Genomic DNA, 10564 nt, shown 5'->3' with positions numbered 1-10564 from the left:
ACAGGTGTTTAGTATGCCCGCATTGACCATTAGCCGGCTCGCCCGCGAAGCGGGGGTCGGTGTTGAAACGGTTCGTTATTATCAGCGCATCGGCTTGCTGGAAGAACCGCCGAAACCCGCGGAGGGGTATCGCGTTTACCCGGGGCAGGCCCTCAGTCGCCTGCAGTTTATTGCCCGGGCCAAGGAACTGGGTTTTACCCTGAATGAGATAAAAGAGCTGTTACTGCTGGATAATGCCGATTGCCAGCAGACCCAGGAGATCGCGGGCCAGAAGTTGCAGAGCATTCATGCTCGTATCCATGACCTCACGGCGATGGCCGAGACCCTGGAACACCTGCTGCGGTCCTGTCAGGGGCACGCGACGACGGCCGCCTGTCCGATCATCGATAGCCTCAACAAGCCCTAAGCGGCTTGACTCCGTACCGCGGTACGGCCCTTACACTTGCTCACAGTCAGAAAACATGAGCAGGTATCATCATGAACGATAAAGTTATTCTGCAATCGACCCTGACCTGTCCGCAGTGTGGTCATCGTGAGACCGAGACCATGCCGACCGACGCCTGTCAGTGGTTTTACCCATGCAAGGGTTGTGGAACACTGCTAAAACCGAAACCGGGTGATTGCTGTGTATTTTGTTCCTATGGCTCAGTACCGTGTCCACCGGTCCAGCTGGAAAACCAGCGTGGTTGTTGTAGCGAGGTTTAAGACCGCAGCTGTTGGGCGATGAAGTCTTCGATCTCGGCACGGGGTTTGAAACCACTGAAACGACCACGTTCCTCGCCATCCTTAAACAGGATCACGGTCGGGAAGCCACGCAGGCCATAGTGGCCGGCCAGGTGCATATTGTCATCGACCTCAACCTTGGCCAGTCTTACCCGGCAATCGGCCTCGGCGACGAGTTTCTCCAGCACCGGGGTCAGGGCACGGCAGGGCGGACACCAGTCGGCCCAAAAGTCGACCATGATGGCTTGTCGTCGTGAGGCGGCCACGACCCGCTCACTAAAATTGTCCTCGGTGACGTCAAAGATGTCCACTGCGTCTGGCATAGCGTCTTCGCCTATATTAAAAGTCGGGCATTTTCGCCCGCGTAACCCCGCATGACAAGGGGGATTATCTCGCCCGCGAGACAGAATCGTGAAAAAAACATAATTTCTTTATGAAACATATGGATAGGGGTAGATTGGGGGCCGGGATAGCCTATAGCTGGCAGGGTATACAGAGAAATTTTTGCCAGACGAGGGTTAGCCGCTTAAAATCCAAATTGTTAACAATTGTTAACTCCCGTTAATAAACGGGCTCGCCAATTAACCCTGAGTGACGAGAGCAATGGATAATCTGGATTTGCAACAACCCCTGCCCGGTTACTGGTACATCAATCGTACCGGCAAGCTGATGAAGGTCAAAATGGTCATGTTGGGCCACGAGGGCATCGAGTTGATACTGCTCGAGTATGTTGAAGGTGCCACCCAGACCATCAGCATCGAAGACTGGCAGTGCCTGGACCTGGTCATCCCCCGGCATGAACAGGGGGATATCCTGCTCGAAACCGACAAGGCCTTTTAACGACTATGAGGGTTCGGAGGTAGCAGGAATGACGGTGAACGAACTGGACGCACAGATTCGTCGCCTGCGTGCCGAGACCAGTGGTGTGCCGGGTGCCGTGTTAAAAGAGGCCCGGCCACAGGCCTATGCACGCAAGCTCGTAGAACTTGAGGCTGCCATGCGCGAGTACTATCAGACCTTTTATGGCGACAGCTTGTCGATGCCCTGACGTCGAATTGTGACAGAACTTTTCTGCATGTCACAGAATTGTCATATCCCGGACATAGAATCGCTTCCCAGGTAATCATTCGTTGCCTGGCAGACTGGCGAGCATGAATATGGCAAAACCTCACATATTGCTTATTGAAGACGAAGCACCGATTCGCGAGATGTTGCGTCTGGCCCTGAGTAAGTTCGGTTACACGGTCAGCGAGGCCGCCGATACGCGCGAGGCGAGAGAGTCTATCAAGGAACAATTACCGGACCTGATGTTGGTGGACTGGATGTTGCCGGGCGAAAGCGGTGTCGAACTGGTACGCCAACTCAAGCGTGAAGATCTGACTAGGGATATCCCGGTGATCATGGTGACGGCGCGTATCGAGGAAGATGACCGTGTCAAGGGACTTGAAGTCGGTGCCGATGACTACGTCTGCAAACCCTTTTCACCGAAGGAACTGAATGCGCGTATCAAGGCGGTATTGCGTCGTACCCAGCCACAATTATCGGATGAACCGGTAGAAGTGGAGAGCCTGCGTATCGAGCCGGATAGTCATCGTGTATTTGCCAATGATGAGGCACTGGAGATTGGTCCAACCGAGTTTCGTATCCTGCATTTCTTCATGACTCACCCCGAGCGTGTATACAGTCGTGCGCAGATACTCGACCTGGTATGGGGCAACAACGTCTATATTGAAGAACGTACCGTCGATGTACATATCCGCCGCCTGCGTAAGGTGCTGGCCCCAGGTGGACATGACAACCTGGTGCAAACCGTGCGCGGCGCAGGTTACCGCTTCTCTGTACGGAACTGATAATGAATCGATTCTGGGTAGAAGAAATCTGGCGCATGGGATTGCTGGCCGGTGTCGCCCTGGTACTGAGTGGACTATTCGGAAACTTCTTCTCCTGGCTGTTGCTGGTCAGCCTCCTCTACCTGGCCTGGCACATCCATAACCTGGCCAAGCTGGGCCGCTGGATAGAAAAGCGCCTGAGCGGTGAGTCGCCGCAAAGTAGCGGCATCTGGGAAGAGATATTTATTCAGTTGCACCGCTTCCGTCAGCGCAACAGGCGGCGGCATAAACGCCTGGTCTCACGCCTGAGCCGTTTCCAGGAGGCATCGCAGGCCCTGCCCAATGCCATTGTGGTGTTAAATAACGAGGGGTCCATAGAGTGGTGTAACAGTGCCACCACGCGCCTGCTCGGCATACATACCACCCATGACCTGGGACAGCGCATATTGAACCTGATTCGCAACCCGGCCCTGGTGAACTACATGCTGCGGGCAGAGTTTGAAGAGCCCTTGACGCTGCTCTCGCCCATTGATGATAGCCGGACACTTTCGATACGCGTGGTTGCCTATGGTACCGATCAACGTCTGTTGATTGCTCGTGACATCACCCATATGCAGCGCCTGGAAGAAATGCGTCGCGATTTTGTTGCTAATGTCTCGCACGAAATGCGCACCCCGTTGACTGTTATCAGTGGTTACCTGGAATTGTTTGCCGAGGCGGATAACCGTGATAGCGATGAATTCGATGATGTGGTTGTGCGCATGAGTGAACAGGCCTCCCGCCTGCAAAGTATTATCGGCGATTTATTACTGCTATCCCGCCTCGAGTCCGAGAAGAAGTACACGGCGAGCCATGAGGCGGTTAATGTCGCGCAATTATTAAAGATGCTGCTGGAGGAGGCACGCAGTCTGAGCGGTTACAAGAATCAACAGATCAGCCTGGAGTGTGATGACGAGTTATTTATCACCGGTAATGATCAAGAGCTGCGTAGCGCCTTCTCCAATCTGGTATTCAACGCAGTGAATTATACCCCCGCCGGCGGCGAGATCAGCCTGTCGTGGTGTCGCGATGATGAAGGCGCACACTTCGCCGTACGTGATACCGGCATAGGTATCCCGACACAACATATTGATCGCCTCACCGAGCGTTTTTACCGTGTCGATGTCGGCCGTTCCCGGCATAGCGGGGGCACGGGTCTGGGGCTGGCCATTGTCAAGCATGTCCTGCAACGGCACCGTGCCCACTTGCACATAGAAAGCCAGGTCGGTCAGGGCAGTGTGTTCCGCTGTGATTTCCCCCCTGAACAGATTGTCACAGTCACAGAAAAAGTTTCATAAAACTGTCATATATCATTCACCAAGCTGTCATGGGAATTAATGAAACTGTATACAGTAGTATAGATAAGCAATCGTCGAGATATTCTTGTTCTAAGGAGTAAACAGAAATGAAGAAAACCTTAATTGCCTTGGTTAGTTTGTGCAGCGTGCCATTTATGGCGGGTTCTGCATTGGCCGACTCCAAGCTTGACCCATCACTGCCGACTTATACACGCACCAGTGGTGTATCCGGTAACCTTTCCAGTGTCGGTTCCGATACGCTCGCCAATCTGATGACGCTTTGGGCTGAAGAGTTCAAGCGGGTCTATCCAAATGTAAATGTGCAGATCCAGGCAGCCGGTTCTTCTACTGCGCCGCCCGCATTGACTGAAGGCACCTCTAACTTCGGCCCGATGAGCCGTAAGATGAAGAGCAAGGAACTTGAGGCCTTTGAAAAGAAACATGGTTACAAGCCTACCGAGATTCGTGTCGCTATTGATGCCCTGGCCGTTTATGTACACAAAGACAACCCGATTGAAGGTATGACCATCCCGCAAGTGGACGCGGTATTCTCATCTACCCGCAAGTGTGGAGCCGATGAAGATGTTAGTCGCTGGGGCAAGCTTGGCCTGCGTGGCGCCTGGACCAGCCGTGATATCCAGATCTTCGGCCGTAACTCCGTCTCCGGAACCTATGGTTACTTCAAGAAGAAGGCCCTCTGTAAGGGTGACTTCAAGTCCAACGTTAATGAGCAGCCCGGTTCCGCCTCGGTAGTGCAGTCAGTAACGGCCTCTATCAATGGCATTGGCTACTCCGGTATTGGTTACAAGACCTCGGGCGTAAAGGCCGTGCCTCTGACCAAGAAGGCGGGCACAGCGTTCATCCCGGCAACCGCCGACAATGCCGCGAATGGTAGCTACCCGCTGTCCCGTTACCTGTATGTCTACGTGAACAAGCACCCGAACAAGCCGCTGGCCCCGCTGGAGCGTGAGTTTGTGAAGATGGTCTTGTCCAAGGCGGGTCAGCAGGTTGTCATCAAGGATGGCTACATCCCGCTATCAAACAAGATTGTGGAAAAGGAACTGGCCAGGCTTAAGTAATCTGTATGCCAGTATATCCATTCATGGAATGGATTATGAAAGCCCCGCCCTGGCGGGGCTTTTTTATTGCTGTCTTTGTTGTCTGCAAGCTTACTGTCATCAGCGCGTAATAATTTATACACACAAGCTTCATATTGTTATCACAGAGTTGTCACATCTGTTTTAGAGAATAGCTGCTCAAACTTATATGTACTTCTTGGGAGAAGCTTGACAATGAAAATGAATCAAAAACTGTCTACCCTCGCGGCGGCCACCATGCTGGCCACCATGAGTCTGCCTGCAGAGGCCGGTGACAAAGAATTGCTGGAGGTGTTGCTGGAAAATGGTGTCATCAGCAAGCAACAACATCAGGAATTAAAGAAACAATATGGTAAAAATTCCGGCACTCAGATCAGCACCAAGGGTGGCATCAAGGCCAAGAGTGAAGACGGTGACTTTAGCTTCCAGTTTGGGGGGCGTGTCATGGTTGATGCCGGTTATGTGGATGAAGATGTTTCCAAGCACGATTCCGGTACCGAATTCCGTCGCCTGCGCATGTTCGCCAAGGGCACTCTCTACCGTGACTGGGGCTACAAGGTGCAGGTTGATTACTCTGATGATGCGTTGGCCATCAAGGATGCCTACCTCAAGTACAAGCCCTGGGGTGTCACCATCGGTAACTTCAAGCAGCCAATCAGTCTGGAAGAGCTGACCAGTTCCAAGTACATCACCTTCATGGAGCGTTCATTGCCAACCGTATTTGCTACCAGTCACCGTATCGGTGTCGGTATCAACAAGGGCGGCAATAACTGGAGTGCCGCGGCGAGTATTTACGGTGGTAACTCTGAGGATAATGAGGACGGCCAGGAAGGTTATGGTCTCGGTGCCCGTGTGACCTTCGCTCCGATTGCAGAAAAGACCCGTGCCATTCACCTTGGTGCCGCGGTTGCCCATGAAGAGCCTCTCGATGATGCTGATGTCGTTCGTTTCCGTCAGCGTCCGGAGTTCCATGCCACCGGTACCCGCATCATCGATACCGGCAGCATCAGCAACGTTGAAGACATCGAGAAGTTCGGCCTGGAAGCCGCCGCCGTGTTTGGCCCATTCTCCCTGCAGGGTGAGTACCTGAAAGTCGACGTGTCACGTGAAAGTGGTTTTGATGATGCCGATTTTGATGGTGCCTACCTCACGGCCAGCTACTTCCTCACCGGTGAGTCACGTCCTTATAGTGCCAAGAAGGGCAAGTTTGGTCGGGTCAAGCCGAAGGCCAAGAGCGGTGCCTGGGAACTGGCGGTGCGTTACAGCACGCTGGACCTGGACGACGGCGCCATCCAGGGTGGGGAAGAAGATAACCTGACCCTCGGTCTGAACTGGTATGTGAACCCGAATGTACGCATCATGGCCAACTACATCGATGTTGATGCCGAGGTCGCCGGTGTGGATGATGATCCAAACATCTTCGCCATGCGTGCCCAGATCGATTTTTAAGACCCTGTCGACACCCCTCTAATAGGAGAAGTTTGGGCAGGGAAGCCCGTCGTCGTAATATTGACCCTGCCGCCTGGCGGGGTTTTTTTATGCAAGGCGGATAGCAAATGGGGCCGCGGCGTGCCGCCGATTTATGACAAGCGCGTGTCGGGCTGCTCGGATTGTCATATTCCTGTCACATAAGCGAGCTACCCTTGCGGCATGTCAATTTCAGCGACCTCAGGCAGCACCCATCAGCGTTGGCGGGATCTTAAGGATCACCTGCTCCGGCACCTCGTGGGTATTGGTGGGGTCGGTGTGATTATCGCTATCCTGTTGATCTTCTTTTATTTATTTTACGTAGTGATGCCCATGTTTGCCTCTGCCACAGCGGCGGCCGGCGGTCACTATGCCCTGCCCGGCGAGGGCCAGACCCTGCACCTGGCCATGGAGGAACAGGCCGAGATCGGGGTACGTTTCACGACGGCCGGCAAGGCAGTCTTTTTTGACACGGAAGACGGACAGGTCATCAAAAGTATCGACCTGCCGCTGGCTGCCGACGAGTTGAGCAGTTTTCATGTCGTCAGCCCGGCCCTGCCTGTGGTGGGTTATGGCCTGAACGATGGACGCTTGCTGGTCGCCCGGCATCGATATCGCAGCAGTTTTCCCAATGACCAGCGACTGATCACGCCGATGATCGAGTACCCACTCGGTGAGCAGCCGTTATTGATCGATGACGCCGGTCAGGCACTGGAGCTAGTGGCCTTCCAACTGGGTGAGGAACAGCACAGTGTCGCCGCGGTGACCGCCGATGGTCGTCTGTTGTTAACGGGTTTTACCAAGCAAGGCTCGGCGCTGGATGATGACGAGAATACCGAGCTGCTACGCGAGAGTGTCGAGCTACCTGCGGCGGGTTTTGAGATTGAGTTTTTACTCATGGACAGTGATCAGCGCCTGCTCTATGCCGCTGATCGCAGTGGGCAACTGGTGCAATACGATATCAGTGACCGCGAGGCGCCGACTATCCTGCAACGCTATGATCTATTGAAGGGTGATCGTGAGGTTGTCGACATCGGCTTTCTTACCGGCAGTATTTCCCTGTTGGTGGCCGATTCTGCCGGCACCGTGACGCAGTGGTTCCCGGTGCGTGATGCCGAAAATAATACCGTTCTGACCCGTATCCGCCAGTTTGATAATGCCGGTTTGAGCCTGCGGGCCATCGCTATAGAACACAATCGCAAAGGTTTTGCCACTGCCGATGACCAGGGTGGTCTGAACATTTTTCATACCACCGCCGGGCACAAGGTTCTGACTACCCGTGTTGCCGAGGTGGGTCTGTCACGCCTCGCCTTCGGGCCACGGGCCAATGCCTTGTTGCTGGAAGACAAGGCGGGGCAGTTACACTTCTGGCATGTAGAGAATGAATACCCCGAGATCTCATGGAATTCGCTGTGGGGCAAGGTCTGGTACGAGAGTTACCCGGAACCGGACTATATCTGGCAGTCTTCATCGGCCTCGAATGACTTTGAGCCGAAATTCAGTCTGATGCCAATCTCCTTTGGTACCATCAAGGCCGCCTTTTATGCCATGTTGATTGCCGTGCCGCTGTCAATTATGGGGGCTATCTTCACGGCCTATTTCATGGCCCCGCGCATGCGCAGCCTGGTCAAACCGAGTATCGAGATCATGGAGGCCCTGCCGACCGTGATCCTCGGCTTCCTCGCGGGGCTGTGGCTGGCGCCGGCCGTCGAGACCCATATGCCGGGGATCTTCAGCCTGCTTATGATCATGCCGCTGGCCGTGCTGCTCGTGGCCTGGCTATGGACGCGTCTGCCATCTGCCATGCGTCACCGCGTCCCGGAGGGTTGGGAGGCGCTGCTGTTGGTGCCGGTGATCTTGCTGATTGGCTGGCTCTCTGTTGCCATGAGCCCGCTACTGGAACAATGGTTGTTCAAGGGCGACATGCGCGCCTGGTTGAGCAATGACCTCGGCATTGGCTACGACCAGCGTAATGCCGTGGTCGTTGGCCTGGCGATGGGCTTTGCTGTGATCCCGACCATTTTCTCGATTGCCGAGGATGCGATCTTTAGCGTACCGAAACAACTCTCGCACGGCTCGCTGGCACTCGGCGCGACACCATGGCAGACCATGTGGCGTGTGGTCCTGCTCACTGCCAGTCCGGGTATCTTTTCTGCGATTATGATCGGCTTTGGTCGCGCTGTCGGTGAGACCATGATCGTCCTCATGGCCACGGGTAATACCCCGGTGATGGATTTCAGTATCTTCGAGGGCATGCGTACCCTGTCGGCGAATATCGCCGTGGAGATGCCGGAATCAGAGGTTGGCAGCACTCACTACCGCGTGCTGTTCCTTGCGGCACTGGTATTGTTCATGTTCACGTTTTTCTTTAACACGATCGCCGAGCTGGTGCGCCAGCGTCTGCGTCGTAAGTACAGCAGCCTGTAGGGCATAGACATGGCACAGCCTTCAATCAAAAGCTGGTTCAAGAGTGGTTCTCCCTGGGTATGGCTGAGTGCCGCCGCAGTGAGTACCAGTCTGATCATGGTGTTTGGCCTGCTGATCCTGATCGCCTTGCGTGGTCTGGGTTACTTCTGGCCAGCCGATATATTAGAGATCGAGCACCGCGAGGCGGATAACCGGATTGTGCGTCTCATTGGTGAGGCGCAGGGCCGTGAGGATGTCTCGGCGGAACGCATACGTGGTTCAGGTGCCAAGGTCGCTGAAGGTGTGGAGACGGTAGAGCGCCTGCTGCTGAAGATCGGTAACCGTGATATCGGCGGGCTGGATTTTCGCTGGGTCAACCGTCCTGATATCGTCAGTGAGCAACGCCCGGAGGCCCTGCTCGCCATTGAACGCCGTGAATGGGGTAACCTCTATGGCTATCTGGTCGCGGTAAAACAGCAGGACAAGGTCATTGCTGAAGGTAACGCCGCCTGGGATGTGTTGATGGAACGTCTCGAACGAACCAATCAGGTTTTTGCCGATATCCGTGATATACAACGCGGTGATATCGGTGCCATCAATTATCAGATTGAAGCACTGCGCCTTGAAAAGCGCCGGCTTGAACTCGATGGCGTGAAGGCAGCGGGCCCTTATAAAGATATTGAGCATCGACGTGAGGTTCTGAACGAGAGATACCTGGTGCTGCAAAAACAGCTCGACACGATGTATCAGGATATCGAACGGGACAGTATAGTCGTGAGGGTGTCAGATGGCCGTGAGGTCGACGTGCCGCTGTCCAAGGTTGTGCGTGCCTACCGACCGAATGCCATGGGCGTGTTCGCCAAGAGCCTCCACTATGCCGAAAAGCTCTGGGAGTTTGTCAGTGATGAGCCGCGTGAGGCGAATACCGAGGGTGGCATCTTCCCGGCCATCTTCGGCACCGTGCTCATGGTCATCATTATGTCGATCCTGGTCACACCGTTTGGTGTCATCGCCGCCGTCTACCTGCGTGAGTATGCCAAGCAGGGGCCGGTCACGCGCATTATCCGTATCGCGGTCAACAACCTCGCCGGGGTACCATCGATTGTCTATGGCGTCTTCGGCCTGGGTTTTTTCGTCTACTTCCTCGGTGGTAATATCGACCAGTTGTTTTTCCCCGAGGCCCTGCCGGCACCAACCTTTGGCACGGGCGGGATGTTGTGGTCCTCGCTGACGCTGGCATTACTGACCCTGCCGGTGGTGATCGTTGCCACGGAAGAGGGCCTGGCACGTATCCCGCGTTCAATCCGTGAGGGTAGCTTGGCGCTGGGAGCGACCAAGGCCGAGACCCTGTGGCGTATCGTCTTGCCGATGGCCAGCCCGGCACTTATGACCGGTATGATCCTCGCCGTGGCGCGTGCCGCCGGTGAAGTGGCGCCGCTGATGCTGGTCGGTGTGGTCAAGCTGGCACCCTCACTGCCGCTGGATATGAACGCACCGTTTTTGCATCTGGACCGCAAGTTCATGCACCTCGGTTTCCATATCTATGACGTCGGCTTCCAGAGCCCGAATGTCGAGGCGGCCCGGCCGCTGGTGTACGCGACGGCGCTGTTGCTGGTTGCCGTGATCGTGGTGTTGAACCTGACGGCGATCTGGATTCGCAATAACCTGCGCGAAAAGTACAAGGCGCTGGATTAAATGCTGTATT

Annotated in this window: 11 protein-coding genes; 10 read left to right on the top strand and 1 reads right to left on the bottom strand. The window is 54.9% G+C overall.

Annotation, left to right across the window (positions count from 1 at the left end):
• Positions 1 to 13 precede the first annotated feature (13 nt).
• Both EL386_RS12060 and EL386_RS12055 read left to right on the top strand, forming a co-directional pair.
• The gene (locus EL386_RS12060) at positions 14 to 406 is read left to right on the top strand and encodes a MerR family transcriptional regulator (RefSeq protein ID WP_126456491.1); all 393 of its coding nucleotides are present in this window, start codon (positions 14 to 16) and stop codon (positions 404 to 406) included.
• A 71-nt stretch (positions 407 to 477) separates the two neighbouring features.
• A complete protein-coding gene (locus EL386_RS12055; RefSeq protein WP_126456490.1) occupies positions 478 to 705 on the top strand; it encodes a GDCCVxC domain-containing (seleno)protein in 228 nt (75 codons plus the stop codon).
• Here the strand turns inward: EL386_RS12055 and trxA are convergent.
• Positions 702 to 1046 carry a thioredoxin gene (gene trxA, locus EL386_RS12050; protein ID WP_126456489.1) on the bottom strand — a complete coding sequence of 115 codons (345 nt, stop codon included), beginning with the start codon at positions 1044 to 1046 and terminating at the stop codon, positions 702 to 704. The two genes, EL386_RS12055 and trxA, sit on opposite strands and share 4 nt — an antisense overlap.
• A 280-nt stretch (positions 1047 to 1326) precedes the next feature.
• Here trxA and EL386_RS12045 point away from each other — a divergent pair, with 280 nt between their 5' ends.
• The 8 genes from EL386_RS12045 (at position 1327) to pstA (ending at position 10554) form a co-directional block, all read left to right on the top strand.
• Entirely contained in the window at positions 1327 to 1563 is a 237-nt protein-coding gene (locus EL386_RS12045; RefSeq protein WP_126456488.1) for a hypothetical protein, read from the top strand.
• A 28-nt stretch (positions 1564 to 1591) separates the two neighbouring features.
• Entirely contained in the window at positions 1592 to 1771 is a 180-nt protein-coding gene (locus tag EL386_RS12040; RefSeq protein ID WP_126456487.1) for a hypothetical protein, read from the top strand.
• Positions 1772 to 1880: 109 nt separating this feature from the next.
• The gene (gene phoB, locus EL386_RS12035; protein ID WP_126456486.1) at positions 1881 to 2573 is read left to right on the top strand and encodes a phosphate regulon transcriptional regulator PhoB; all 693 of its coding nucleotides are present in this window, start codon (positions 1881 to 1883) and stop codon (positions 2571 to 2573) included.
• A gap of 2 nt (positions 2574 to 2575) precedes the next feature.
• Positions 2576 to 3889 (top strand): phosphate regulon sensor histidine kinase PhoR, encoded by a 1314-nt coding sequence (phoR, locus tag EL386_RS12030; protein ID WP_126456485.1) that lies wholly within the window; start codon positions 2576 to 2578, stop codon positions 3887 to 3889.
• Between the two features lie 107 nt (positions 3890 to 3996).
• Positions 3997 to 4968 (top strand): PstS family phosphate ABC transporter substrate-binding protein, encoded by a 972-nt coding sequence (locus EL386_RS12025; RefSeq protein ID WP_126456484.1) that lies wholly within the window; start codon positions 3997 to 3999, stop codon positions 4966 to 4968.
• 213 nt (positions 4969 to 5181) lie between these two features.
• Complete coding sequence (locus EL386_RS12020; protein ID WP_126456483.1) at positions 5182 to 6435, top strand: OprO/OprP family phosphate-selective porin; 1254 nt, start codon at positions 5182 to 5184, stop codon at positions 6433 to 6435.
• Between the two features lie 201 nt (positions 6436 to 6636).
• The gene (locus EL386_RS12015; RefSeq protein WP_126456482.1) at positions 6637 to 8880 is read left to right on the top strand and encodes an ABC transporter permease subunit; all 2244 of its coding nucleotides are present in this window, start codon (positions 6637 to 6639) and stop codon (positions 8878 to 8880) included.
• A gap of 24 nt (positions 8881 to 8904) precedes the next feature.
• Positions 8905 to 10554 carry a phosphate ABC transporter permease PstA gene (gene pstA, locus EL386_RS12010; RefSeq protein WP_197722228.1) on the top strand — a complete coding sequence of 550 codons (1650 nt, stop codon included), beginning with the start codon at positions 8905 to 8907 and terminating at the stop codon, positions 10552 to 10554.
• Positions 10555 to 10564: the final 10 nt, after the last annotated feature.

This window comes from Sulfuriflexus mobilis (assembly GCF_003967195.1).
GTDB classification, from domain to species: Bacteria; Pseudomonadota; Gammaproteobacteria; order AKS1; family AKS1; genus Sulfuriflexus; species Sulfuriflexus mobilis.
The sequence above is the reverse complement of the archived record's forward strand: the minus strand, read 5'-3'. Positions and strand labels throughout refer to the sequence as shown.